General features: G+C 45.3%; 20 protein-coding genes and 5 tRNA genes. 1 reads left to right on the top strand and 24 read right to left on the bottom strand.

All coding sequences use genetic code 11. The features are described from left to right. Nucleotides 1-70 precede the first annotated feature (70 nt). The 6 genes from aroC to TBC1_RS06670 all read right to left on the bottom strand — a co-directional run bounded on the left by aroC (nucleotide 71) and on the right by TBC1_RS06670 (nucleotide 8,794). On the bottom strand, nucleotides 71-1,159 hold the full coding sequence (gene aroC / locus TBC1_RS06645) for a chorismate synthase (protein ID WP_062040008.1): 1,089 nt from the start codon (nucleotides 1,157-1,159) through the stop codon (nucleotides 71-73). 72 nt (nucleotides 1,160-1,231) lie between these two features. After that, the gene (locus tag TBC1_RS06650; RefSeq protein WP_062040010.1) at nucleotides 1,232-3,478 is read right to left on the bottom strand and encodes a DUF349 domain-containing protein; all 2,247 of its coding nucleotides are present in this window, start codon (nucleotides 3,476-3,478) and stop codon (nucleotides 1,232-1,234) included. Between the two features lie 264 nt (nucleotides 3,479-3,742). Continuing rightward, the gene (locus TBC1_RS06655; protein ID WP_062040012.1) at nucleotides 3,743-6,085 is read right to left on the bottom strand and encodes a patatin-like phospholipase family protein; all 2,343 of its coding nucleotides are present in this window, start codon (nucleotides 6,083-6,085) and stop codon (nucleotides 3,743-3,745) included. 232 nt (nucleotides 6,086-6,317) lie between these two features. Next, a complete protein-coding gene (locus tag TBC1_RS06660) occupies nucleotides 6,318-7,499 on the bottom strand; it encodes a trans-sulfuration enzyme family protein (protein WP_062040014.1) in 1,182 nt (393 codons plus the stop codon). Nucleotides 7,500-7,554: 55 nt separating this feature from the next. Beyond that, nucleotides 7,555-8,136, bottom strand: coding sequence for a DUF134 domain-containing protein (locus tag TBC1_RS06665; protein WP_062040016.1), 582 nt, complete (start codon nucleotides 8,134-8,136; stop codon nucleotides 7,555-7,557). Between the two features lie 55 nt (nucleotides 8,137-8,191). Beyond that, nucleotides 8,192-8,794, bottom strand: coding sequence for a DUF2179 domain-containing protein (locus TBC1_RS06670; RefSeq protein ID WP_062040018.1), 603 nt, complete (start codon nucleotides 8,792-8,794; stop codon nucleotides 8,192-8,194). Nucleotides 8,795-8,972: 178 nt separating this feature from the next. On the opposite strand from TBC1_RS06670, the gene TBC1_RS06675 reads away from it, so the two are divergent. Continuing rightward, nucleotides 8,973-9,251 carry a hypothetical protein gene (locus TBC1_RS06675; RefSeq protein WP_062040020.1) on the top strand — a complete coding sequence of 93 codons (279 nt, stop codon included), beginning with the start codon at nucleotides 8,973-8,975 and terminating at the stop codon, nucleotides 9,249-9,251. A gap of 156 nt (nucleotides 9,252-9,407) precedes the next feature. Here the strand turns inward: TBC1_RS06675 and TBC1_RS06680 are convergent, their stop codons facing one another. The 18 genes from TBC1_RS06680 to rpsU all read right to left on the bottom strand — a co-directional run bounded on the left by TBC1_RS06680 (nucleotide 9,408) and on the right by rpsU (nucleotide 24,813). After that, nucleotides 9,408-9,713 (bottom strand): DUF3467 domain-containing protein, encoded by a 306-nt coding sequence (locus TBC1_RS06680; protein ID WP_062040022.1) that lies wholly within the window; start codon nucleotides 9,711-9,713, stop codon nucleotides 9,408-9,410. Between the two features lie 87 nt (nucleotides 9,714-9,800). Beyond that, nucleotides 9,801-14,105 (bottom strand): DNA-directed RNA polymerase subunit beta', encoded by a 4,305-nt coding sequence (gene rpoC / locus TBC1_RS06685; RefSeq protein ID WP_062042857.1) that lies wholly within the window; start codon nucleotides 14,103-14,105, stop codon nucleotides 9,801-9,803. Between the two features lie 97 nt (nucleotides 14,106-14,202). Then, nucleotides 14,203-18,009, bottom strand: coding sequence for a DNA-directed RNA polymerase subunit beta (gene rpoB, locus TBC1_RS06690; protein WP_062040024.1), 3,807 nt, complete (start codon nucleotides 18,007-18,009; stop codon nucleotides 14,203-14,205). Between the two features lie 142 nt (nucleotides 18,010-18,151). Further along, on the bottom strand, nucleotides 18,152-18,532 hold the full coding sequence (gene rplL / locus TBC1_RS06695; protein ID WP_062040025.1) for a 50S ribosomal protein L7/L12: 381 nt from the start codon (nucleotides 18,530-18,532) through the stop codon (nucleotides 18,152-18,154). Between the two features lie 76 nt (nucleotides 18,533-18,608). Then, nucleotides 18,609-19,124 (bottom strand): 50S ribosomal protein L10, encoded by a 516-nt coding sequence (gene rplJ, locus TBC1_RS06700; RefSeq protein WP_062040028.1) that lies wholly within the window; start codon nucleotides 19,122-19,124, stop codon nucleotides 18,609-18,611. A gap of 40 nt (nucleotides 19,125-19,164) precedes the next feature. Beyond that, on the bottom strand, nucleotides 19,165-19,860 hold the full coding sequence (rplA, locus tag TBC1_RS06705; RefSeq protein ID WP_062040029.1) for a 50S ribosomal protein L1: 696 nt from the start codon (nucleotides 19,858-19,860) through the stop codon (nucleotides 19,165-19,167). A gap of 63 nt (nucleotides 19,861-19,923) precedes the next feature. Continuing rightward, nucleotides 19,924-20,370, bottom strand: coding sequence for a 50S ribosomal protein L11 (gene rplK / locus TBC1_RS06710; RefSeq protein WP_062040032.1), 447 nt, complete (start codon nucleotides 20,368-20,370; stop codon nucleotides 19,924-19,926). A 43-nt stretch (nucleotides 20,371-20,413) separates the two neighbouring features. Further along, on the bottom strand, nucleotides 20,414-20,956 hold the full coding sequence (gene nusG, locus TBC1_RS06715) for a transcription termination/antitermination protein NusG (RefSeq protein WP_062040033.1): 543 nt from the start codon (nucleotides 20,954-20,956) through the stop codon (nucleotides 20,414-20,416). A 73-nt stretch (nucleotides 20,957-21,029) separates the two neighbouring features. Next, on the bottom strand, nucleotides 21,030-21,227 hold the full coding sequence (gene secE, locus TBC1_RS06720) for a preprotein translocase subunit SecE (protein ID WP_062040035.1): 198 nt from the start codon (nucleotides 21,225-21,227) through the stop codon (nucleotides 21,030-21,032). A gap of 19 nt (nucleotides 21,228-21,246) precedes the next feature. Next, nucleotides 21,247-21,319, bottom strand: a tRNA-Trp gene (locus TBC1_RS06725). A gap of 108 nt (nucleotides 21,320-21,427) precedes the next feature. Further along, nucleotides 21,428-22,615 (bottom strand): elongation factor Tu, encoded by a 1,188-nt coding sequence (gene tuf / locus TBC1_RS06730; protein WP_062040037.1) that lies wholly within the window; start codon nucleotides 22,613-22,615, stop codon nucleotides 21,428-21,430. Between the two features lie 60 nt (nucleotides 22,616-22,675). Beyond that, nucleotides 22,676-22,747, bottom strand: a tRNA-Thr gene (locus tag TBC1_RS06735). A 49-nt stretch (nucleotides 22,748-22,796) separates the two neighbouring features. Then, nucleotides 22,797-22,869: transfer RNA gene (locus TBC1_RS06740), tRNA-Gly, on the bottom strand. Between the two features lie 40 nt (nucleotides 22,870-22,909). Continuing rightward, nucleotides 22,910-22,991 (bottom strand) — tRNA-Tyr (locus tag TBC1_RS06745). Between the two features lie 27 nt (nucleotides 22,992-23,018). Then, nucleotides 23,019-23,092: transfer RNA gene (locus TBC1_RS06750), tRNA-Thr, on the bottom strand. 223 nt (nucleotides 23,093-23,315) lie between these two features. After that, nucleotides 23,316-23,612, bottom strand: coding sequence for an HPF/RaiA family ribosome-associated protein (locus TBC1_RS06755; protein ID WP_062040039.1), 297 nt, complete (start codon nucleotides 23,610-23,612; stop codon nucleotides 23,316-23,318). Nucleotides 23,613-23,628: 16 nt separating this feature from the next. Further along, nucleotides 23,629-24,510 carry a tyrosine-type recombinase/integrase gene (locus TBC1_RS06760; RefSeq protein WP_062040041.1) on the bottom strand — a complete coding sequence of 294 codons (882 nt, stop codon included), beginning with the start codon at nucleotides 24,508-24,510 and terminating at the stop codon, nucleotides 23,629-23,631. A gap of 108 nt (nucleotides 24,511-24,618) precedes the next feature. Next, nucleotides 24,619-24,813: a 30S ribosomal protein S21 gene (gene rpsU / locus TBC1_RS06765; protein ID WP_062040043.1), complete on the bottom strand. Its 195-nt coding sequence runs from the start codon at nucleotides 24,811-24,813 to the stop codon at nucleotides 24,619-24,621. Nucleotides 24,814-24,852 lie beyond the last annotated feature (39 nt).

Below are 24,852 nucleotides of genomic sequence, written 5' to 3' on the forward strand. Positions count from 1 at the left end.
GAAAGAAATTTAACTGAAACAAGGATGAACAACGCAGGCAGGAAACTCCACGTTATTAAAACTCTGTAAACTAAAGAATATTGCGGGGGATCTTGCCTGAAATCAGCATATGATCAGCGATAACAAGTGCAGCCATTGCTTCAACGACCGGCACGGCCCTGGGGACAATACAAACATCGTGACGTCCTTCTATGGACAGATGCTGCACCTGACCGGATTTGCCGGCAGTGAGCTGAGGCTTAGAGATAGATGAAACCGGCTTGAATGCCACATTGAAGAAAATATCTTCACCTGTTGAAATACCTCCCAATATTCCACCGGCATGGTTGGAGGCTGGCCTGAGTCTGCCTTCCTGCTCTTCGTATGGGTCATTATGTTCTGACCCTTTTTTTGAAGCGGCGGCAAAACCATCTCCGTATTCAAATCCTTTCGCAGCGTTGATACTCATCATTGCTTTTGCGAGATCAGCCTGAAGCCTGTCAAAAACCGGTTCGCCGATTCCGGCCGGGACCCCACGTATCACACAACCGACTACGCCTCCGGTGGAATCATCTTCAGCCTTCAAACCGGTCAGCAATATTTTCATTTCAGCTTCCGCAAGTGGGTCGGGACAACGTAAAGGTGAATCCATTACAATAACCGGGTTCACATCTCCGGGACTGAGATGTGATACCACATTCCCGATTTGCCCGGTATAAGCTGTAATGCTTATGCCAAATTTTCCGAGCAACTGCAGGGCAAGCGCACCAGCAGCAACCCTGACGGCTGTTTCACGGGCCGATGACCGGCCACCTCCCCGGTGATCATGAAAACCAAATTTTGCATCCCATGCAAATCCTGCGTGTGAAGGGCGGTAAAACTCCTCCATTTTCTTGTAGTCCGCCGGCCGCTGATCGTTGTTGCGGATCAGAAAGGCCAACGGGGCGCCGGTGGTTTTCCCCTGAAAAATACCGGAAACAAACTCCGGAAGGTCGGCCTCATTCCGGGCGGTCTGGAATTCTCCATGCCCGGGCCTTCGCCTCTCCATTGCAGTCATGAGCGCTTCCATATCAATGGGCAATCCGGATGGGAAACCATCGAGCACCCCGCCAACTGCAGGTCCGTGAGATTCGCCGAATGATGTCAGGCAAAGCAGATGCCCAAAAGTATTTCCAGCCATGAAGCTAAATTACAAAAGAAATAGGAAGCTTGTCAAACAAAAACCGCCGGAAAATCCGGCGGCTGATTCGTTTTACTGGTTGGCTTCGCGAAGCATCTTCAGCTTTGTCTCAAGCATCTGCAACTCCTCGCGTGCTTTTTCAATTTTCTTTTCAAACTCCTGCTTTAACAGGTTGGCTGTCTTGGAATTGGCAAAGAAACCGATATTGTTCTCCCACAGTTTGATATCTTCCTGCAGTTGCTGGATTTTGCCCTGAACAAAACTCCTTTCTTTACTGATGACCCTTCCGGCATCAGGAGCATCTTTTGCCATGCGTTCGATGCGGCTCTTATAATTAAGGGCGCCCATTGATATGGATTCCATCTTCAGCTTTTCGAAATGCTTGTTGATCAGTGTGCGGAATTCGGTTTGCAGTTTTTCCTTTTCCTTAATGGGCACATGACCGATTTCCATCCACTGACGCTGAAAATCCTTCAGGGTTTCAACAGCTTCATTCCGGTTATCGCCTATTTCAAAAACCTTAACCTTTTCAATCAGTTCAAGTTTGAGTTTGAGGTTTTCCTCTTCATGTCCGGATACATTCTTGAAATATTCAGATTTTGAGGCAAAAAATTCATCACATGCAGCCCTGAATCGTTTCCATATCCTGTCGCTCTGTTTGCGCGGCACCGGTCCGATTTTTTTCCATTCATTCTGGAGGTTGATCAATTCACGGGTCGTGTTGCGCCAGTCAGTATTGCTTCTGAGTGCTTCTGCCTGAACACAGAGGTCTATCTTCAGGTTATAGTTATGCATCTGCTGTTCCTTCAGCTTGTTGTAGAAGTCCTTCTTTGCATTAAAGAATGCATCCAGCGAAGCTTTAAAACGGGCCCAGATTTCATTATTTTGCTTTTTGGGAGCCGGTCCGATGGTTTTCCAGACCTGCAGCAGTTCAGTGATCTGGCTGGTGTAATCCTGCCATCCCTTAATGGAATCGGGCTCTGCAGAAACAACTTGTTCAGCTTTTTCGCAGAGAATGTTCTTTGCGGCTAAGTTCTGCTCCAGACCTTCCTGCATCTGGTTGTAATATTCCCGCCTGCGTTCATTTATTTTGTCAGTGGCGCTGCGGAAACGCTCCCACAATTCATCCTTTTTATCCTGGGGTACAGGTCCGATCTCCTTCCATTCCTCATGATACTGCTGAAGCTGTTTGAAGGATTTGATGATTGAACTCTCAAGCAGCAATTCTTCTGCCTTTTCGCACAAATGAATCTTTGCTTCAAGGTTCTTTTTCAGATCCAGATCCTTTAACTCCTTATTAATCTTTACCTTATCAAAGAACTTCTCAACCAGGAAATGATAATTCTGCCAGAGTGTGTTGATTTCTGTCTTAGGCACCATCCCGATCGCTTTCCAGCGCTCCTGAAGAACCTTAAACTCATCATAGGTTTTTTTGAGTGTCTCTTCAGAATTGATAAGCACTTTCAGCTCTTCAAGGATATGATTTTTTGCTTCAAGATTCTGAATCTTAATCTTTTCCTGTTGCTCGTTGTATTTACCTTTGTTCTGTTTGTATATCTGGAACGCGGCTTTAAACCGCTCTTCAATCTCATCATCAGGAATTACCAGGGATTCGTCATTCTCGCTTTCCCCTTCAACTTCAGCAGCTGCGGCAGCCAGTTTCTGATATGCTTCATGCTTGAACTCTTTGTTCAGCTTCAGAAAAGCAACCTTAATCTGTGAGACTTCTCCTTTAATCTTATTGACGTCATCCTGTTTCACAAGCTCTTCCAGCCTGACAACCAGTTCCTCACGGGACTTTCCTTCAAGTTCTGCAGGTTGTTCGGCATCTTCTCCTTCTGCCGTTTCGTCGCTTTCGTCCTGCTCATCCTCATCGGAATTTTCATCCGGCAGAACAGCAACCAGTTCTTCTTCGGCAACCGCAGGAACAACTTCCGGCTCATTGGTCACTTCTGCTTCCATTGACATTTCCGGTTCAGCTTCGGTCACTGTTTCAGTCTCAGCAGAAGCAAGCGGAAGATCTTCAGTTTCAGTTACAACTTCAGTTACAGTTTCAGCTTCAGCTTCAGCCAGCGGCTCAGGAACTTCTGTGATGGTTGCATCAGAAATATCCTCAACATTAGCCTCTCCTGACGGCACTTCAACTTCAACTTCAGATTTCATTTCGGTACCGGCAGGTTCATTTTCCTGTTCTTCCATTACTGGTTCGAGGGTTTCATTCTCAGTAATTTCTGCTTCAACTTCAGCAGAAACAGCATTCAGTTCCTGATTGTTGATGGCTTCATCAGGGATCTGATCAGGTTGCGGTTTAGTTTCCATGGAGAATTCAAATGAATGATTAATAATGAGTTGACTACGTACTCCCCTGCAATCTTGTGATATATGGCCCTTTTCGGATCATGCAGCAAAACACCGTATTTGATTGAAAAAGACGCGGAATCGCGGATACAGAGGTGGGATTGGTAACTGCTCTTTTTTCAGTTCTTTAGGTTCAAAATTGATTTTAGAAATGCAAAAGTAAGAATTAAATTTTGCAAATACAGCAAAATACGGCTCATTAACCTGAAAAATGGCCAAATGCAATCAGAAAGGCCTGTCATTGAAAATCAGATACCCGAACTTAAAGAAAAAAGAGACAGGGTTGTCCTCTCCGTAGTAATAATTCAGGTTCAAACTTAAAGGGCCAATGGGCGAGTGATATACCAGTGCCGCAGTTCCGGTTGCATAGGCATATATCATGTCAGCCCTTACCGCTTTGCGGCTATAATAATCCTGCTCAATAGCCCTCAGGGGCAGAAAAACATAAGCTTCTGTCCTGAAATCAATATTTTTCCTAAGTTCCATTACATGCTTTGTACCGGCTGCGAGAAAACGGTTCGCCCTGAACTGGGGCATAAAACGTGTAAGTGCCTCCTGAAACGGCTGAAACGGCTTAGCCGCCAGTATACTTGATGTATAATTACTAAAATATTTCTGCGAAGAGAAGTAACCCTGTAAATACAATCCCAGGTGAAGCCATCTGCGGGAATAATAGAAATTCTCATAAAATACATTCATTTGTATCCATGTGTGGTTATCTTCATATCGGAAAGGGAACGGAGAAGTACTGCCTGGTGTATAAATCTCTCTTCCTTTAACGAACCTGAATTCAGCATTGAGCCTGGCCCCACGGCTTGCATACATCTTCCTGTTCAATGAGTTGTATTCAATGTTGATTCCCGGCGAGAAAAAATTAAACGCTGTGCGGTCAAGGGTATCCAGCCTGGTATAAAAGTTAGTCTGAAAATAATCATCCCGGTTGTGACCGGTTGAAAGTTCAACGGCTCCCATACCTTTATCTGACAGTGGAATCCCGGCTGAGAAAGTAAAAAAATGCTCTCTTTCGATGAGATAAAACGGATCCTCATCCTCAAAAAAGTAGGTATTGGTTTTGAAATAGTTGAACTTATTAAATATATACCTGGCTTTCAGATAAAACGGGATCTCCCTGGCATAGTCAATCCGGCCTTCAAACTTGCCGGAATTGTAGAATCTTCCGAAATAAGCATTGGCTTTGGCCTGGTATGCCACTCGCGTCCAGTAATTATACTGTAACTGCAGAAAAAGTTCATTTACGGCACTTGATGTAACGGCGCCTCCGATATTTGCAATCATCTGGTTCTCGCGTTGAACATCAAGGGATAGGTCAAACAGTCCGGATTCATCATCATAGATCAACTGCGGATAAATATGCTCGATTTTATCTTCCGCAATCAACTTAAAATATTCAGGCTTAATAGATTCCAAAGGAACGCCTTCCGACCTTTCAACATCAGTCACCAGCGCATTTTTCCTGTTGCCCGCAGCACGAATTCCCAGCAATTTATTTACATAATCATACTGACCACTCCTGAGTCCGGTCACTTTCAATTCACCGATCAGCAGCGGGGGCTTTTTGTTATTAAAATCAGTCCGTCTGGCATCAAACTGTTGCTGGCTGACTTTGTCAACAAGAAACTTTCTGATCTCAGGAATCATCCTTTTAGTCATTACATAACCGGAATCAATAAAAGCATTGGTGTAACTGAAATCAATGACGTTCACCTCCGGCACCGCAGGCCTGATAAGCACCCCGTTGTCACAAATTACAGAATACTCCTGTTTTTGCATAAGCATATTCTGCAATTGCGACAGCACATTATCATCTTTCGGATCAGCATAATTGGAAGCTACCTGGCTTCCGATGATTATATCAGGAAAAAACTCTTCATACATAACATCTGAAGGGAAATTATTGTACATTCCCCCGTCAAAAAGCAGTTTTCCGTCAATACGTATCGGTCTGAAGTAAAAAGGGAATGTCATTGAAGCCCTGACGGCACTGGCAAGATCTCCGTTTTTCAGCATTACCGCTTCGGCCCTGGCAACATCAGAGGCCATGCACCGGAAAGGAACCATCAGACTGTCAAAGTCATATCCCGCAGCTGCGCTAGCTGAAGAAAAAATCTCCAGAAATGCAAAATCCATCAGAATGGGGGACACGATATTTGATGGCAGGGAAGGGGAAATCAGGGAATCAATTTTAAACTTGAAATCCACCCACGAAGGATCCGGAGTTGATTCCTTGAAAAGGTAACGATATTGTTCATCAATATTTCCGGAAATCCAGCTTTTAAATTCATCAGAATGTAAGATTTCCTGCATTTCATCGGGGGAATAACCTGAAGCATAAAGGGCCCCGATAATAGCTCCCATAGAGGTACCCGTCACATAATCTATTGAGATGCCTTCCTCTTCGAGCGCCCTGATGACTCCGATGTGTGCGACCCCCTTGGCTCCGCCACCGCTGAGGACCAGCCCGACCCTCTGGGCATTACCCTCAAAACCTGCTAAAAGCAAAAAAACAACTGAAAGCAAAAATGAACGGAAACAAGTCAACAAATTCATGATCCGGGATTAGAGAAGAGCATATTAAAAACCTAGAACAACGAAAAACTTAAAACGACAGGATCAGGCTGAAAGATAAAAAATTTACACATAACAAATATCCATTAACATTCACTTCGCTATGCATAACTGAGCCTTTCTCAAGGCCCGTATTCCTGTAGTTCTATTACTTATAAACCAATCGCTATTGGTTTAATAACGTACCTCAACCGCTAATGTTACGCTAACAGGCTTAAATTTTCTCCAGGCCCAACTTCAGGTCATCAATCAGATCATCAACATCCTCGATACCAACCGAATACCTGACCAATCCATCAGTAATTCCGGCTTTAAGCTTGGCTTCATGTGAGACTTTTGAATGTGTCATGGAAGCCGGATGCTGAATAAGTGTTTCCACGCCGCCCAGCGACACAGCGAGTATGGCTACCTTAACATTATTCATCAGTACTTTGCCTGCATCAAGTCCACCTTTCAGTTCAAAACTGATCATTGATCCGAAGCCGTGCATCTGGGTTTTGGCAAGTTCATGCTGAGGGTGCGACTCCAGTCCCGGATACTTCACCCAGGCCACTTTGGGATGTGACTCCAGAAAACGGGCTACCTTCATGGCATTCTGTTGTGAGCGTTCAATCCTGATGCCGAGGGTTTTTATCCCCCTGATCACTAAATAAGCCTGATGCGGATCCATATTACAGCCCATATTTACCATCATGCCCCGGAGCTTTTTCCCAAGTGCCTTGTCTTTGGTAATAATCATTCCCGCAACAATATCTGCATGACCGTTCAGAAACTTGGTCATGGAATGAAATACCGCATCGGCACCCAATTCAAGCGGCCGCTGAAGATATGGACTGCAAAAGGTATTGTCAACCACCAGTAAGGCGCCACGATCATGGGCTATTTTAGCACATAACCGGAGATCGGTAATATCCATGGTAGGGTTTGCGGGTGTTTCAACATACAGCATGCGCGTATTGGGCTTGAAAGCGGCAAGTATTTCATCAGGGTTCGCCGTATTCACGTATGTGGATTCCACCCCAAACCTGGCCCAGTGCTGTTCCATTACAACCCTTGAAGGGCCATAGACTGCCGCGGAACTGATCATATGGTCACCCTGACTCAGCAAAGCCATATACAAAGTGTTTACTGCAGCCATACCTGAACTTGTGGCAATGCCTTCCGACCCGCCCTCCAGGTCAGCAACCAGGGTTTCCAACGCGTGAATGGTCGGATTTCCGATACGGGTATATATATAACCGTCATCTTCGCCCGAAAAGCATCGTGCTCCATGATCTGCATTTTCAAATATAAAAGTGGAGGTCTGATAGATCGGAACTGTGGCACTTCCCAGCGGATTGTCAAATTCCCCGCCATGTATCATCCTTGAATTTAATCCGAGTTGACTCTTTTTCATATTTTCTCAATTAAAAGTTATTTAAACTCCGAATCCTGATGAATTGGATGTAAGATTAAGGGATTACGGGGTGATGCTCCCGAATCATGGGTGTGCTGCATACAGGGCAAACCAGGCTGCGGCAGGGAATTCCTGCCTGATGTGAAACCTTCAGCCCGCATCTGGAACATACGCAGAAACCTGTCTGATGAATCGCCGGCCTTGGAAGCATATCCGGAACTGATTCCCTGCCGCTCTTTCTGATATCTGAAAGGTCACTGCTCCTGCATACGGGGCATACGACAAAACTACTTTTTCCTGGAGGGCTGAAAGCAGTATGGCAGTTGTTGCATCTGAACCAATCTTCATCAAATAAAATATTGCCGCCTTCAATGGTCAGGGCAAGGCCCTCAACAAGGGCTTTGGCAAGTTTTTGCCTCGCCAGGTCATATATTCTGGAAAATGTCGGACGCGACACCTCCATCCTGCCGGCGGCTTCCTGCTGAGGCAGGCCCTCGTAATCCGCAAGACGCATGGCCTCAAATTCCTCATAAAGCAAGGATATTCCGCCTGAAGAACCTGCTGAAGATCCAAAAGGCAGAAACCCTGATATCAGCGGAGGTCTGAAAACTTTACGGCGACGTTTTGGTCTGGGCATGTTAGAAAGATTTCAGTTATTAAAACAAGAATAAACAATGAGTCTCACCGACAAATTATTTATTCTTTTTAATTCCAAAAGACAAGCTGTCAAAAATGGTTGTTTTCCGGGGTTTCTTGAATATCCCTTCATTGATGGCTTTGACATCCTCAATGGTATAGAATGCATTCGGATTAAACTGATTGATAATTCCTACGACATTGTCTATATCCTTGCGCTTGATAATCGTAAATATAATGTCAACCTTTCCCTTACTGCCCTCGGCATTTACCGATGTCACACCATAATTATTTTCCCTCAGATAACGGATCAGTTCACTGGTATCTTTGCGCGGAATAATCCTGATCAGCACATTTCCAAGCGAAAGTTTTTCTTCTATCACCATCCCGATATAATTACCCATGGCAAAGCCTCCTCCATAAGCAATATAGCAGAGTACATTATCCAGATGCTTCATGATCTGACTGACGGCAATCAGCCAGATAATCACTTCAAAAAATCCAAGGAAAGGAGCCAGCAGTTTATGACCTTTCGAAAGAAAAATCAATCTCATCGTGCCGATAGTCTGATCGCTGATACGTGCCAGGAATATCAGCAACGGCAGCACTACCCATGTAAAAACCGGTGAATCGGCCTGGAATAAAAATGACAAATCCATAAATGCAGGTTTATTTCTTTGCAAAGTTAAGTTAAAACATGCTGCTAGTTTATAAAACAGCTCTATTATCCAATTATCTGCAACAATCCCGGTCGCATGAACGGATAAAAATCCGGATCAGGAAATTTTCAGTAAAAGTTGAGTATATTTGAATGAATTAATCACAATAACTTAAAATATGGAAACAAATGAGCAATACCCTGCCCCGGAAATTTCCGTTGGCGATTGGATGATCACCCTGCTTATTGCAGCAATTCCAGTGGTTAATGTTGTTATGCTGTTTGTCTGGGCCTTCGGAAGTGGTTACCATCCAAGTAAAGCAAACTGGGCTAAAGCAACGCTGATATGGGCGTTGATTTCAATTGTTATCGCGGTTATTCTTATGATTCTGTTCGGAGCTGTAATTTTCAGCTTTATGAATTCAGGACCGGATTTCTATGAAAATCCACAGTTCTGAAGAAACGCAAATGATAAGCTGCCGGGGATAAGACCGCAGGCCTATGCTGAATTTCCGGGGCTCTTTTTCAATTCCTGGTATAAACTCCGGGAAACGCAAAAAGGGAACTTCCGGTCTTGTCTGGCTATTCCCCTTTCATAAACTCAATTTCTTATACTAAGCCTGTGCGGTAGGCCCTCCAAGAGAGAATGGCATACTGGCATCACTTTCCTTAATATTGCCATGAACGGCTTCATATTTGGCAATATTCTCACGTAAGGCACCCATCAGGCGCTTCGCATGCTGAGGAGTCAGAATGATCCTTGATTTAACTTTTGCTTTGGGAACGCCAGGCATCATTTTCACAAAATCAATGATAAATTCTGCATTGGAATGGGTAATGATGGCCAGGTTAGAATAGATTCCCTCAGCGGTTTCGTCGCTAAGCTCAATGTTGATCTGGTTTTGCTTATTGTCGCTCATGGTTATGTATTTTAACGATGAATAGTAGATTAAAAAAAAGGGCGGCAGGCTATATTACCGGCCGCCCTGCTTGTAAGTCTGTTACAATCAGAAATCCTCGGCCTTCGAAGCCATCAGTTTCTCATACTCATCTTTCGATCCGACGATCAGATCATCGTATTCACGAAGTCCGGTACCGGCAGGGATAAGATGTCCGACGATCACATTTTCCTTCAGACCGAGCAGTTCATCACTCTTGGCATTGATGGATGCAACCGTAAGTACTTTGGTTGTCTCCTGGAATGAAGCCGCTGAGATAAAGCTCTTGGTCTGCAGCGAGGCACGGGTTATCCCCTGAAGTACCTGTTTTGCAGTGGCCGGCTGTGCATCGCGGGCTTCAACCAGTTTTTTGTCACGGCGTTTCAGCAGCGAGTTTTCATCACGCAGTTTACGGGCTGTAACGATCTGACCCGGCTTCAGGGTTGTAGAATCACCCGGATTAATGACAACCTTCTTGCCGAAGATCCAGTCATTCTCGTCATGAAAATCTATCTTGTTAACAAGCTCACCTTCAAGGAATTTAGTATCTCCCGGATCTGCAACCTCAACTTTACGCATCATCTGGCGGACAATCACCTCATAATGCTTATCGTTGATCTTAACCCCCTGAAGCCTGTAAACCTCCTGGATTTCGTTGACTATATATTCCTGAACTTTCATGGGGCCTTTGATCGCCAGAATATCGCTGGGGGTCATGGCGCCTTCCGAAAGTGGTGTACCGGCTTTTACATAGTCATTCTCCTGGGCAAGAATCTGCTTTGAGGTCGGGATCAGATAACTCTTTTCTTCCCCTGTCTTTGAGGTAATAATGACCTCGCGGTTACCACGCTTAAGTTTCTTACCAAAGGAAACTACGCCATCGATTTCAGCCACGATGGCAGGATCAGAAGGATTACGCGCTTCAAACAACTCGGTTACCCTGGGAAGACCACCTGTGATGTCACCGGATTTTCCAACTGCACGCGGAATCTTGACAAGGATTTCACCGGCTTTGATCATACGGCCTTCTTCCACGATAATGTGCGATCCGACCGGGATATCATAAACCCTGAGGTCAGAGCCATCGCCGGAAACAATGCGGATACTCGGATTTTTCGCTTTTTGTCTGGATTCGATGATAACTTTATCATGATAACCGGTCTGCTCGTCCGATTCCACCCGGTAGGTCGTACCTTCCACGATATTGTCGAAAACTACCTTTCCGGAAACTTCCGAAAGAATTACGGCGTTATACGGATCCCAATCACTGACCAGGCTTCCCTTGGTTACATCATCACCCTGGCGGAAGTAAAGGTTGGCTCCGTAAGGAATATGGGCCGAAGAAAGAATGATGCCTGTTTTCCTGTCAACGATACGCATTTCAGCCGAACGGCCGATCACGATATCATATTTCTTTCCTTCAGCGTTTTCGTATTCAACAAATCTGAGCTCATCAATCTCCAGAATACCATCATACTTGGCCTCAATACGTGAAGCAACGGAGATGTTGGAAGCAGTACCCCCGACGTGGAATGTACGCAGGGTAAGCTGCGTTCCCGGCTCCCCGATCGACTGTGCGGCAATCACACCAACAGCCTCTCCCTTCTGAACCATCTTACCTGAAGCCAGGTTACGTCCGTAGCATTTGGCGCAAACGCCCTGTTTTGATTCACAGGTAAGTACCGAACGGATTTCAACAGCCTCAATCGGTGAATCTTCGATAATGCGGCAGATATCCTCGGTAAGTTCCTCTCCGGCTTCTACAATCAGTTCGCCGGTCTGGGGATGATAAATGTCATGCAGGGTAACGCGGCCAAGAATCCGGTCATAGAGGGTCTCCACAATTTCCTCATTTTTCTTGAGGGCCGTGGTTGTAAGACCGCGCAAGGTACCGCAGTCAGGCTCCGTAATAACCACATCCTGGGCAACATCAACCAGCCTGCGGGTAAGATATCCGGCGTCGGCAGTCTTCAGCGCGGTATCGGCAAGACCCTTACGGGCACCGTGGGTAGAGATAAAGTACTCAAGAACCGAAAGACCTTCCTTGAAGTTCGAAAGAATCGGGTTTTCGATAATCTCGCCACCAGTAGCACCTGATTTCTGCGGCTTGGCCATAAGACCCCTCATCCCTGAAAGCTGACGGATCTGCTCTTTCGATCCACGGGCTCCTGAATCCAGCATCATATAAACCGGGTTGAAACCCTGCTTGTCTTTTGCCAGATTCTCCATCAGGGTATAAGTAAGCCTCGAGTTGGTATGTGTCCAGATATCGATGATCTGGTTGTAACGCTCATTGTTGGTAATGAAACCCATGTTGTAGTTGCCCACAACTTCTTCCACCTCTTCATTTGCCTGGCTGACCAGTTCTTCCTTAACTTCGGGTACAATTACATCGCTCAGCGTAAAGGAAAGTCCGCCTTTGAAAGCCATGGTATATCCAAGGTTCTTGATATCATCAAGGAACTGGGCTGTTTTGGCCGTTCCGGTCTTCTTCAGCACATCACCGATGATGTCGCGGAGTGCTTTTTTTGTAAGCAGCTGGTTGATATACCCGTATTCCTGTGGAACTACCTGGTTGAATAATACGCGTCCAACGGTCGTTTCAATAAGTTTCTCAACGGGAACGCCTTTCTCAACCTCAGTGATTCTGACTTTAATATAAGCATGCAGATCTATCACGCGCTCGTTGTAGGCAATAATCACTTCTTCAGGAGAATAAAAACTCATCCCCTCTCCTTTCACCGGATTCTCGGGAATTGATTTTCTTCCTTTGGTCATGTAATACAACCCTAGCACCATGTCCTGCGAAGGAACGGTAATAGGTGCACCGTTGGCGGGATTCAGAATATTATGTGAAGCGAGCATCAGAAGCTGGGCTTCCAGCACTGCGGCATTTCCAAGGGGTACATGAACAGCCATCTGGTCACCGTCAAAGTCGGCGTTGAAAGCGGTACATACCAGGGGATGCAGCTGAATGGCCTTTCCTTCAATCAGTTTAGGCTGAAACGCCTGGATTCCCAGACGGTGAAGTGTCGGAGCGCGGTTCAGCATTACAGGATGTCCCTTCAGGATATTTTCGAGGATATCCCATACAACAGGATCCTTGCGGTCAACAATTTTCTTGGCCGATTTCACGGTCTTGACAATGCCCCTTTCAAGCATCTTCCTGATAATGAATGGCTTGAACAACTCAGAAGCCATATCCTTAGGCAAACCACACTCATTGAGCTTCAGCTCGGGGCCGACGACGATCACCGAACGGCCGGAGTAGTCAACACGTTTACCAAGAAGGTTCTGACGGAAACGACCCTGCTTGCCTTTCAGGCTGTCGCTGAGCGATTTAAGGGCCCGGTTTGATTCAGTCTTAACCGAATTGGCCTTGCGTGAATTATCAAACAAAGAATCAACGGCTTCCTGAAGCATACGCTTTTCATTGCGCATGATCACATCGGGAGCCTTGATCTCAATCAGTCTTTTGAGCCGGTTATTGCGGATAATCACCCTGCGGTACAGGTCGTTAAGATCGCTGGTGGCAAAACGTCCGCCATCCAGGGGCACCAGTGGACGCAGTTCCGGCGGAATCACAGGAACCACTTTCACGATCATCCATTCAGGACGATTTTCGATACGGGACTGGGCATCGCGGAAAGCTTCAAACACCTGAAGACGTTTCAGCGCCTCAGCCTTACGCTGCTGTGATGTTTCATTATTAGCCTTGTGCCTGAGTTCGTATGATTCGAAGTCAAGGTCAAGATTTTTCAGCAGTTCAAACAGAGCCTCAGCCCCCATTTTAGCAACAAATTTGTTAGGGTCGCTGTCATCAAGATACTGATTCTCCTTCGGCAATGAATCAAGCACTTCGAAATACTGCTCTTCGGTAAGCAGGGCAAGTTTTTCGACCTTAACATCTTCCTTAAGCATTACTCCATCCATAACTCCCGGCTGAACAACCACATACCGTTCATAATAGATGATAGAATCAAGTCGTTTGGTATTCAGGTTAAGCAACGCGCCGATTTTGTTGGGTAATGACCTGAAAAACCAGATATGTGCAACCGGAACAACGAGCTGAATGTGGCCCATGCGTTCGCGGCGTACCTTCTTTTCTGTAACTTCAACGCCACAGCGGTCACAAACGATCCCCTTGTAGCGTATCCTCTTATATTTTCCGCAATGACATTCCCAATCCTTTACCGGGCCAAAAATCCTTTCGCAGAATAAACCATCACGTTCGGGTTTATAGGTGCGGTAGTTAATTGTTTCGGGCTTCAGCACTTCACCGCTCGAGCGCTCGAGGATCATTTCCGGTGAAGCCAGGCTGATGGTAATCTTGGAAAAATTGCTGGAAATGGTGCTGTCTTTTCTGAAAGCCATATGCTGTTTGATAAGGTATGAAAGAGTAAAAAACAAACATGCGGTAAATGTCTGCCATTTTGCATATCAGGCAATATGGCAGACACTTCCGTAAATATTAATCGAAAGAGATGTTAAGTCCGAGACCTCTGAGCTCGTGCACAAGAACATTGAACGATTCCGGGATACCCGGGATCGGCATGTTATCGCCTTTTACAAGCGCCTCATAAGCTTTGGCCCTGCCCATTACATCATCTGATTTCACAGTGAGGATTTCCTGCAGAATATGCGATGCACCGAATGCTTCAAGAGCCCAGACCTCCATTTCTCCGAAACGCTGGCCCCCGAACTGAGCTTTACCTCCGAGAGGCTGCTGGGTAATGAGGGAGTAAGGTCCGATAGAACGGGCGTGCATCTTGTCATCCACCATATGGTGAAGCTTGAGCATGTAAATGTAACCTACGGTAGCCGGCTGGTGGAAACGTTCACCGGTACCTCCGTCGTAAAGGTAAACCCTTCCGTTCTCCGGAAGCCCGGCCTGACGCATATATTCATTAATCTGCTCATCGGTGGCACCGTCAAAAATCGGAGTGGCAAAATGCAATCCCAGTTTTTTCCCGGCCCAACCCAGCACGGTTTCATAAATCTGTCCAAGGTTCATACGCGACGGTACACCCAAGGGATTCAGAACAATATCCACCGGTGTTCCGTCAGGGAGGAAAGGCATATCCTCTTCGCGAACGATACGGGCAACAATACCTTTGTTACCGTGACGGCCTGCCATTTTATCACCCACCTTCAGCTTGCGCTTCTTGGCAACATAGACCTTGGCCATCTGTACAATTCCGTTTGGCAGGTCATCACCTACAGTGGCAACAAACTTCCTGCGGTTGTAAACGCCGAGGATCTCTTTGTACTTAATGATATAGTTGTTGATAAGCGTTTTAACCAGCTCGTTCACATCCTTATCGGTTGTCCACTTACCAGGGTTAACACTCAGGTAATCAATACCCATCAGCATTTTCTGGGTGAATTTGATCTTTTTGGGTACAATCTCCTCCTTAAAGTTATTGTAAACGCCCTGAGAGGTTTTCCCTGAAACCAGCACGGTCAGCTTATCAACAAGTTTGGTTTTCAGGTCCTGAGAATTCTTTGCAAATTCATCATCAAGCACCTTCACCATGTCTTTTTCTTTGGCTTTCACCTTGCGGTCCTTGATCATGCGCGAGAAGAGCTTCTTATCAACGACCACACCCTTCATCGAAGGAGGTGCCTTGAGTGAGGCATCTTTCACGTCTCCGGCCTTGTCACCGAAAATCGCCCTGAGGAGTTTTTCTTCCGGGGTAGGATCACTTTCACCTTTCGGGGTGATCTTACCGATAAGGATATCGCCTTCATTTACCTCGGCTCCGATGCGGATCAATCCGTTTTCGTCAAGGTCCTTGGTAGCTTCTGTGCTGACATTCGGAATGTCATTGGTCAGCTCCTCAACACCACGTTTGGTGTCACGCACTTCCAGTACAAATTCCTCGATATGGATAGAGGTGAAAATATCCTCTTTAACGACCTTTTCAGAGATTACAATCGCATCCTCAAAGTTATATCCCTTCCAGGGCATGAATGCCACCATCAGGTTACGCCCAAGCGCAAGATCACCCTTGCTGGTTGCATATCCTTCGCAAAGAACCTGGCCTTTTTTCACCCGGTCACCTTTACGAACCACCGGACGGAGGTTCATACAGGTATTCTGATTGGTTCTCGAGAATTTGGTAAGCTTGTAATGTTTTACATCATCATCAAAACTTACGAGTTTTTCATCTTCAAGCCTGGTATGACGTATTACTATTTCAGTCGCATCCACAAATTCGACCAGTCCGTCGCTTTCTGCATTGACGAGTACACGGGAATCAAAAGCAACATTGCGCTCAATACCTGTACCAACAATCGGGGCTTCAGGGTTGAGCAGCGGGACTGCCTGACGCATCATGTTTGAACCCATCAAAGCGCGGTTGGCATCGTCATGTTCAAGGAACGGAATCAGCGAAGCTGCGATGGAAGCGATCTGATTGGGAGCGATGTCGATAAGGTCAACATTCTCCTTTTCAACGATAGGATAATCGGCCAGGTAACGCACTTTGATACGCTCGTTTTCGAAATTACCGGCATCATCAAAAGGTGTGGTAGCCTGCGCAATAACTTTGTTTTCTTCTTCTTCTGCACTAAGATAAACCGGATCCTCATTCACTGCTACTTTACCGTTTACAACACGCTTATACGGTGTTTCAATAAATCCGAGCCTGTTGATCTTCGCATAAACGCAAAGAGAAGAGATAAGACCGATATTCGGGCCTTCAGGTGTTTCAATGGTACACAGACGGCCGTAATGGGTGTAATGCACGTCGCGAACCTCGAAACCGGCACGCTCGCGCGACAAACCTCCCGGACCAAGCGCAGATACCCTTCTTTTGTGGGTGAGTTCTGCCAGGGGGTTGGTCTGGTCCATGAACTGTGACAGCTGATTCGTTCCAAAGAACGAGTTGATCACTGAAGAAAGGGTTTTCGCATTGATAAGATCAGTTGGCGTAAACACTTCATTGTCACGAACGTTCATTCTTTCACGAATGGTACGGGCCATACGGGCAAGGCCTACACCAAACTGGTTGTATAGCTGCTCACCAACGGTACGGATTCTGCGGTTACTCAGATGGTCGATGTCATCAACTTCCGTGCGAAGGTTAATCAGACCAATCAGGTACTTTATGATGGAAATGATATCCTCTTTGGTCAGAACTTTAGTCTCAATGGGGATATCAAGATTCAGTTTTTTGTTAATTCTGTAACGTCCTACATCTCCGAGATCGTAGCGTTTATCGGAGAAGAAGAGTTTTTCAATAATACCCCTTGCCGTTTCCTCATCAGGCGGTTCGGCATTGCGGAGTTGCCTGTAGATAAATTCCACGGCTTCCTTTTCGGAATTGGCGGTATCCTTTTGCAGGGTATTGAATATAATCGAATAGTCAATATTATCAGGGTCATCGCGATGGAGCAACACGGTTTTTGCTCCGGATTCAACGATGAGATCAATGTGATGGTTTTCAATCACAGTCTCGCGGTCGATGATGACCTCGGTACGTTCAATGGAAACGACCTCTCCGGTGTCCTCATCCACAAAATCCTCTATCCAGTTTTTAAGCACCCTGGCAGCAAGACGGGAACCGACAACTTTTTTCAGACCAGCCTTGGACACTTTAACTTCTTCAGCAAGATTGAAGATTTCGAGGATGTCTTTATCAGTTTCGTAGCCAATAGCCCTGAGCAACGTGGTGACCGGCAGTTTTTTCTTCCGGTCGATATAGGCATACATCACGTTGTTGATGTCTGTGGTAAATTCCATCCACGATCCCTTAAAAGGGATAATCCGGGCTGAGAAAAGCTGCGATCCATTGGCGTGGTAACTGGTTCCGAAGAATACGCCGGGCGAGCGGTGCAACTGCGATACAACAACCCTTTCGGCACCATTGATCACAAAAGTACCTTTAGGGGTCATGTAAGGAATCATTCCAAGATAAACATCCTGTATGATTGTCTCAAAATCTTCGTGCTCCGGATCGGTACAATAAAGTTTCAGCTTGGCCTTCAGTGGGATACTATAGGTCAATCCCCTTTCAATACATTCTTCTATTGAATAGCGGGGCGGATCAATGAAATAATCCAGGAACTCAAGCACGAAATTGTTCCTGGCGTCAGTGATCGGGAAATTTTCTGCAAATACCTTATACAAGCCTTCCGAAGCCCTGTTTTCGGGGTTGGTTTCCAATTGGAAAAAATCCTGAAATGACTTGATCTGGATATCAAGAAAATCAGGATATTCGGCTTGAACCTTTGAGGTTGCAAAACTTATTCTATCAATTTTTTTTGAAGCCAAGGTGGTAAAATTTAAAGTAAGAACTCTTAATAATTTAAACAATTAATCCCGATCACCATAATCGGGAAACAGCAGACTCTGAACCTACGCATACGCGTAGGAACAGAATCTGCTTGTATAATTGCAAAATAATCCCATCTACTTATTTTACTTCAACCTCTGCACCAGCTTCTTCAAGTTGTTTTTTGAGTGCTTCAGCTTCATCCTTGGAAACGCCTTCCTTGATTGCTTTGGGAGCAGCGTCAACCAGTTCTTTAGCTTCTTTCAGTCCAAGGCTGGTGAGTTCTTTAACAAGCTTGACAACAGCAAGTTTAGCCTGTCCTGCTGCCTTGAGGATAACGTCGAATTGGGTTTTCTCTTCAACTGCAGCGGCTTCTCCTGCCCCTGCGCCGCCTGCCATCATTACGGGAGCTGCTGCTGCGGGCTCAATGCCATATTCATCTTTGAGAATCTGGGCTAATTCGTTAACTTCCTTAACAGTCAGGTTAACCAATTGTTCTGCGAAAGCTTTTAAGTCTGCCATTTTTATTGTTGTTTTAATTGTTTTACAATGAAACGTGATTTGTTTTTTCGGAGCTTCCTAATGAAGCAAATGTATACTACCGCTCAGAGAGGGTTTTCAGAACTCCGCTCAATTTATGACCACCCGACTGAAGTGCTGAAACCACATTGATTGCAGGTGACTTGAGGGCCAGGATAATATCGGCGATAAGTTCATTCTTGGATTTGATGTTGACAAGCATATCAAGGCTATGATCGCCCATAAACGACATTTCTTCTACATAAGCACCCTTAAGTATAGGTTTGTCGCTTGTTTTGCGGAACTCCTTGATCAACTTGGCCGGTCCATTGTTTACTTCCGATAACATGATGGAAGTAGCACCCTTCAGTGCGCCGTAAAGCGGTGAGAAGTCCTTTCCGGAACGCTCCATTGCTTTACGCAACAATGTATTTTTAACAACGATCAACTTGACGTCCTTCTTGAAGCATAACCTTCTCAACTTACTGGTAACTTCAACGTTGAGGTCGGAGATATCAGTAATATAAATGTTATTGCTGTTGCTCAGCTGCTCGGTCAGGGTGTCAATAAGTTGACTCTTTTCTTCTTTTCTCATGATTTTCTTTCGGTTTACGAGGAAAGTTCAACAGATTAACTTACACGGTGAATGATTTCTGATCAACACGTATACCCGGGCCCATGGTACTTGACATGAATAATGACTTCATGTAAGTGCCTTTAGCAGCTGAAGGTTTCAGCTTCACGATGGTGTGAAGCAGTTCCTTCGCATTTTCGAGTAATTGCACCTCATCGAAAGAGGATTTACCGATCGCTGCGTGAATGATTCCGAATTTGTCAACTTTAAAATCAATTTTACCTGCTTTAGCTTCCTGAACGGCTTTTCCCACTTCCATGGTAACTGTTCCGGTTTTCGGGTTAGGCATAAGTCCACGGGGACCCAGTATTTTACCGAGTGCACCAACTTTGGGCATTACGCTGGGCATAGTGATGATTACATCCACGTCGGTCCAACCCTCTTTGATTTTCTGGATATACTCATCCAGTCCATAAAAATCAGCACCGGCAGCTTTGGCTTCATCTTCCTTATCCGGGGTGCACAATACCAATACCCTTACAGTTTTACCGGTACCGTGAGGCAGCATTACAGTACCCCTGACCATCTGATTGGCCTTACGGGGGTCGACACCCAGTCTGACGTCAATGTCAACCGAGCTGTCGAACTTCGTACTGGAAGTCTGCTTTACGATTTTTATGGCATCATTCAGGGAGTAGGTCGCGCTCTTATCGAACTTAGCCAGAGCCTCTTTCCTTTTTTTTGTCAATTTAGCCATTTCGCGCCTTTGTTATGAATTGTTTAAACGTTCGTAATTCCAACCAATGGTAGAACTACTTGATCAGTCATTAGCAAAAGGCGGGTTACCGGTTACGGTAATTCCCATACTTCTTGCTGTTCCGGCAACCATCCGCATCGCAGATTCAATAGTGAAGGCGTTCAGGTCGGCCATCTTGATTTCAGCAATAGCTTGAACCTGATCCCATGAGACAGAACCCACCTTTTTACGGTTAGGTTCAGCGGATCCGCTTTTCAGTTTGGTTGCTTCTAACAACTGCACTGCAACCGGCGGGGTTTTGATGATAAAATCAAAAGACTTGTCCTTATAAACGGTGATAATTACCGGAAGAACCTTGCCAGCCTGATCCTGGGTACGCGCATTGAACTGCTTGCAGAACTCCATAATGTTCACACCCTTAGAACCCAATGCAGGCCCTACTGGTGGGGAAGGATTGGCTGCTCCACCTTTTATCTGCAGTTTGATTAAACCGCTTACTTCTTTTGCCATTTGTGTAAACTTAGTGAGTGAATTGACTACACTTTCCCGTTCGTCAATCTTTCTCTACCTGCATAAAGCCCAGTTCGAGCGGGGTTTTACGGCCAAAAATCTTGACCATTACCTTCAACTTTTTCTTCTCTTCGTTTATCTCTTCGATAATACCTGTGAAACTGTTGAAAGGCCCGTCGATTACGGTTACGGTTTCGCCGACGATAAACGGAACACTGACTTCTTCGCCCTGTTCGGTTAATTCATCGACTTTACCCAGTATGCGATTAACTTCCGCAGGCCTGAGGGGAACGGGTTCACCTTTAGACCCAAGAAAGCCTAAAACTCCGGGCACATTTTTAATGATGTGCGGAATTTCACCAGTTAAGATCGCTTCTATCAGCACATAGCCCGGAAGATAATTCCGCTCTTTGCTGACTTTCTTACCTTTACGTACCTGATAAACTTTTTCTGTAGGGATAAGAACCTGCGTAATAAAGTCACTTAAACCAAGGCGATTGATTTCACTTTCAAGGTATTGCTTTACCTTTTTCTCATTCCCGCTGATGGCCCGGATGACGTACCACTTTTTAATTTGTTCACCCATACAGAATGACGTAATTGATAAGATTGAATATCAAATAACTGATATTGAAAAGTAGAAGAAAGAGGTTAACTAACTAAAACAGCAGGTAGAACTGTTTCAATATAGTTTGGAAAGACATATCCATCAAATAAACGACTAACGCGATTATAAGGGAAGCGATGGATACTACTACTGCACTGTTCTGGAGCTCACTCCAGCTGGGCCAGGAAGTTTTGTGCACCAACTCATCGTAACTTTCGTTGATGTATTCCTGAATCTTTGTCTTTGCCATTTAACCAGTATTATTTTTGCACGGGTGGAGAGACTCGAACTCCCAACCAACGGTTTTGGAGACCGCTACTCTACCAATTGAGCTACACCCGTTTGAGTAAATTTCCTCTCAGAGATTTATCTCCGCCAATTGTATTTATTTAATATGGCAGAGATAAAGGCACTCCGCAGCCGGAATACCTTTATCTCAGATTTAGCTTATTAGTCAAGAATTTCAGTTACCTGACCTGCACCTACGGTACGTCCGCCTTCACGGATAGCAAAACGCAGGTTCTTAGCCATAGCGATAGGAGCGATCAGCTTAACGGTAACAGAAAGGTTGTCACCAGGCATAACCATTTCAACTCCTTCGGGAAGATGAACTTCACCGGTAACGTCGGTAGTCCTGAAATAGAACTGGGGACGGTACTTGTTGTGGAAAGGAGTGTGACGACCACCTTCTTCTTTCTTCAGGATATAGACTTCACCCTTGAATTCCTTATGAGGAGTGATTGAACCGGGTTTTGCGATAACCATACCACGGCGGATCTCGTCCTTGTCAATACCACGAAGGAGCAGACCAGCGTTGTCTCCGGCTTCCCCTGTATCAAGGATCTTACGGAACATTTCAACTCCGGTAACAACTGATTTCAGTTTATCTGCATCAAGACCGATAATTTCAACGGGGTCACCAGTGTGGATAACGCCGGTTTCAATACGACCTGTAGCAACGGTACCACGGCCGGTGATGGAGAATACGTCCTCGATAGGCATGAGGAAAGGCTTGTCAACATCACGCGGAGGCAGGGGAATCCATGTATCAACGGCTTCCATCAGTTCCATTACTTTTTCAACCCATTTGGGCTCCTTGTTCAATCCGCCGAGTGCTGAACCACGGATAATCGGAGAATTATCTCCATCAAAACCGTAGAAAGTAAGCAGATCGCGAATTTCCATCTCAACGAGATCAAGAAGTTCAGGGTCGTCAACAAGGTCAACCTTGTTCATGAAAACAACCAGGCGGGGAACACCTACCTGACGGGCGAGCAGGATGTGCTCACGGGTCTGGGGCATGGGGCCGTCAGTTGCGGCAACCACCAGGATAGCGCCGTCCATCTGGGCAGCACCGGTAACCATGTTCTTTACGTAGTCGGCGTGTCCGGGACAGTCAACATGCGCATAGTGGCGGTTTGCGGTCTGATACTCAATGTGGGCAGTATTAATAGTAATACCCCTTTCTTTTTCTTCCGGAGCATTGTCAATTGAATCGAATGACCGGTATTCCGATAACCCGGCATCAGCAAGGATGAGGGTAATAGCAGCGGTTAAGGTAGTTTTACCGTGGTCAACGTGACCGATGGTACCAACATTAACGTGCGGTTTGGAACGATCGAATTTTTCTTTTGCCATATTAAATAATTGTTGTTAATTGTAAATTAATGAAAACTTACGTTCAGTAAACTAAATCAGAGCCAATGACGAGATTTGAACTCGTGACCCCTTCCTTACCAAGGAAGTGCTCTACCACTGAGCTACATCGGCTTTAATGCCGGACTGCATATTCAATACAATCCGACAGTTTTAATCATTGAGCGGAAGACGGGGCTCGAACCCGCCACCTATAGCTTGGAAGGCTATCGCTCTACCAAATGAGCTACTTCCGCAATATGCACCCTGATAAAAACCGGAATGCTGTTATTAATGTGGGGAGAGGAGGATTCGAACCTCCGAAGGCTTAGCCAACAGATTTACAGTCTGCCCCATTTGACCGCTCTGGTATCTCCCCAAATTATATTCAATATTTAAAGAACTGAGCCGATGGAGGGATTCGAACCCCCGACCAGCTGATTACAAATCAGCTGCTCTGGCCAACTGAGCTACATCGGCATGATGTCAATGAAAAGACAAGACTTCTGCTTGTGCTCTGATATCCCTTCAGGCATTTAAAAGACAAATTTTTATTACAAATCCTTTGAATGCTGCGGCTTTCGATGAACTTATACAGGCTTTTAAAAAAAAGCAGTCCTTCTTTTCAAAAAGGACTGCAAAAATAGGAACTATTTTGACACGAACAAATACTTTGCGATTTTTTTTCGCTTAAGCTTTAAAATTATTTTTGAAATTTGCCTTTATGCTTATCCAGCTGCTTGCGCAATGCATCCACAGCAGTATCTGTCGCCTCCTCAAAGGTCTTGCTTTGCTTCTTGGCAAACAGGTCGTTACCCTTGATCTGCAACCTGATTTCAGCTATTTTGTTATCGGGGGTTTCCACATTACCAAGCTTAAGGATTACCTCACTTCCGATGATTCCGTCATAAACGCCTGAAAGTTTTTCAACCTTATCGTTAATAAATTCCTCAAGCTTTTTGTCAGCTTTAAATTTGACGGCATTGATACTTACCTTCATGATAACCTCCTTTTTTTTATGCCCTTGGATGGGCGAGTTTGTATATAGATTTAAGTTTTTCAATACTTATATGGGTGTAAACCTGTGTTGCCGCCAGGCTTGAATGGCCAAGAAGTTCCTTGATAGCATTGAGGTCAGCACCTTCATTGAGCATGTGGGTTGCAAAGGTATGCCTGAGGACATGGGGACTTCTGCGCCCTTTTACACCAGCGGCTTCCAGGGCCCGGCTCACTTTCCTGTAGATAAACACCGGATAAGCCTTTTTTCCCTGATCGGTCACAATTATTTCTGAAACACCCGGACTGACAATCCCGGAACGCAATCCGATATATTCATCAATCAGGGCTATAAGTGATGGTGTTACAGGGATGATCCGCTGCTTATTACGCTTACCCGTGACCTTGATGGTTGCTGCTGCATGATCCAGATCATTGAGCCTGAGGTTAATCAGCTCCGAAAGCCTGATCCCCGTGCAATAAAGTATTTCAACGATCAGCATATCGCGCCTCTCATTGAAAGAAATCTTTCCATTGCTTTCATGCAGCACTGATGCCATTTCATTCCTGGACACAAAAACAGGCAACCTCGAAGGCATTCCAAGCGAAGTTGCCCTGAGCAGGGGATTCTCGCTGATGAAACCTTCCTTCAGCAGGTAGCGGAAATAAACCTTGAGGGATGACAGCTTACGGTTGATGCTGCGTGCAGAGAGCCCCGAATCGACAAGTGATGCAAGCCATGAACGGACAATAGGGTAAGTAACCCGGGTGTCGTCGGTCAGATTATATGAATTGTCACAATATTCCTGAAACTGAAGCAGGTCGGTTTTGTATGCATTCAGTGTATGCAGCGAATAGCGTTTAACGAGTAGTAAATAGTCGTAGAATGAATCTCTTATCATGAACAAAAAAAGAAGAAAACTTTGTTTCCTTAATTACAACGTCTAAAATAAGACATTATTACCGGAAATCAAAATTTTCTTCCTTAAATCGCACTTAAATAAGGCGGCCTACTGATCCTGTGCCTGCTGAAGCTGCTGCACGTATATTGCGTGCAGGCGCTGCTCGCGATTTTTAACTGAAGGCTTGGTAAATTTCTGCCTTTCACGCAGTTCTTTAACAACACCGGTTTTTTCAAACTTTCTCTTCAGTTTCTTTAAGGCCCTGTCAATGTTTTCGCCTTCTTTAACGGGTACGATAATCATGCGAATACGCTCTCTTTCTGTTAATGGTGAAAAAATAAT

Origin of the sequence: Lentimicrobium saccharophilum (genome assembly GCF_001192835.1) — a bacterium.
Classification (GTDB): domain Bacteria; phylum Bacteroidota; class Bacteroidia; order Bacteroidales; family Lentimicrobiaceae; genus Lentimicrobium; species Lentimicrobium saccharophilum.

Excerpts from the sequence above, each read along its gene's own strand:
- aroC (WP_062040008.1), bottom strand. The coding sequence starts at position 1,159 with ATGGCTGGAAATACTTTTGGGCATCTGCTTTGCCTGACATCATTCGGC.
- TBC1_RS06650 (WP_062040010.1), bottom strand. The coding sequence starts at position 3,478 with ATGGAAACTAAACCGCAACCTGATCAGATCCCTGATGAAGCCATCAAC.
- TBC1_RS06655 (WP_062040012.1), bottom strand. The coding sequence starts at position 6,085 with ATGAATTTGTTGACTTGTTTCCGTTCATTTTTGCTTTCAGTTGTTTTT.
- TBC1_RS06660 (WP_062040014.1), bottom strand. The coding sequence starts at position 7,499 with ATGAAAAAGAGTCAACTCGGATTAAATTCAAGGATGATACATGGCGGG.
- TBC1_RS06665 (WP_062040016.1), bottom strand. The coding sequence starts at position 8,136 with ATGCCCAGACCAAAACGTCGCCGTAAAGTTTTCAGACCTCCGCTGATA.
- TBC1_RS06670 (WP_062040018.1), bottom strand. The coding sequence starts at position 8,794 with ATGGATTTGTCATTTTTATTCCAGGCCGATTCACCGGTTTTTACATGG.
- TBC1_RS06675 (WP_062040020.1), top strand. The coding sequence starts at position 8,973 with ATGGAAACAAATGAGCAATACCCTGCCCCGGAAATTTCCGTTGGCGAT.
- TBC1_RS06680 (WP_062040022.1), bottom strand. The coding sequence starts at position 9,713 with ATGAGCGACAATAAGCAAAACCAGATCAACATTGAGCTTAGCGACGAA.
- rpoC (WP_062042857.1), bottom strand. The coding sequence starts at position 14,105 with ATGGCTTTCAGAAAAGACAGCACCATTTCCAGCAATTTTTCCAAGATT.
- rplL (WP_062040025.1), bottom strand. The coding sequence starts at position 18,532 with ATGGCAGACTTAAAAGCTTTCGCAGAACAATTGGTTAACCTGACTGTT.
- rplJ (WP_062040028.1), bottom strand. The coding sequence starts at position 19,124 with ATGAGAAAAGAAGAAAAGAGTCAACTTATTGACACCCTGACCGAGCAG.
- rplA (WP_062040029.1), bottom strand. The coding sequence starts at position 19,860 with ATGGCTAAATTGACAAAAAAAAGGAAAGAGGCTCTGGCTAAGTTCGAT.
- rplK (WP_062040032.1), bottom strand. The coding sequence starts at position 20,370 with ATGGCAAAAGAAGTAAGCGGTTTAATCAAACTGCAGATAAAAGGTGGA.
- nusG (WP_062040033.1), bottom strand. The coding sequence starts at position 20,956 with ATGGGTGAACAAATTAAAAAGTGGTACGTCATCCGGGCCATCAGCGGG.
- secE (WP_062040035.1), bottom strand. The coding sequence starts at position 21,227 with ATGGCAAAGACAAAGATTCAGGAATACATCAACGAAAGTTACGATGAG.
- tuf (WP_062040037.1), bottom strand. The coding sequence starts at position 22,615 with ATGGCAAAAGAAAAATTCGATCGTTCCAAACCGCACGTTAATGTTGGT.
- TBC1_RS06755 (WP_062040039.1), bottom strand. The coding sequence starts at position 23,612 with ATGAAGGTAAGTATCAATGCCGTCAAATTTAAAGCTGACAAAAAGCTT.
- TBC1_RS06760 (WP_062040041.1), bottom strand. The coding sequence starts at position 24,510 with ATGATAAGAGATTCATTCTACGACTATTTACTACTCGTTAAACGCTAT.
- rpsU (WP_062040043.1), bottom strand. The coding sequence starts at position 24,813 with ATGATTATCGTACCCGTTAAAGAAGGCGAAAACATTGACAGGGCCTTA.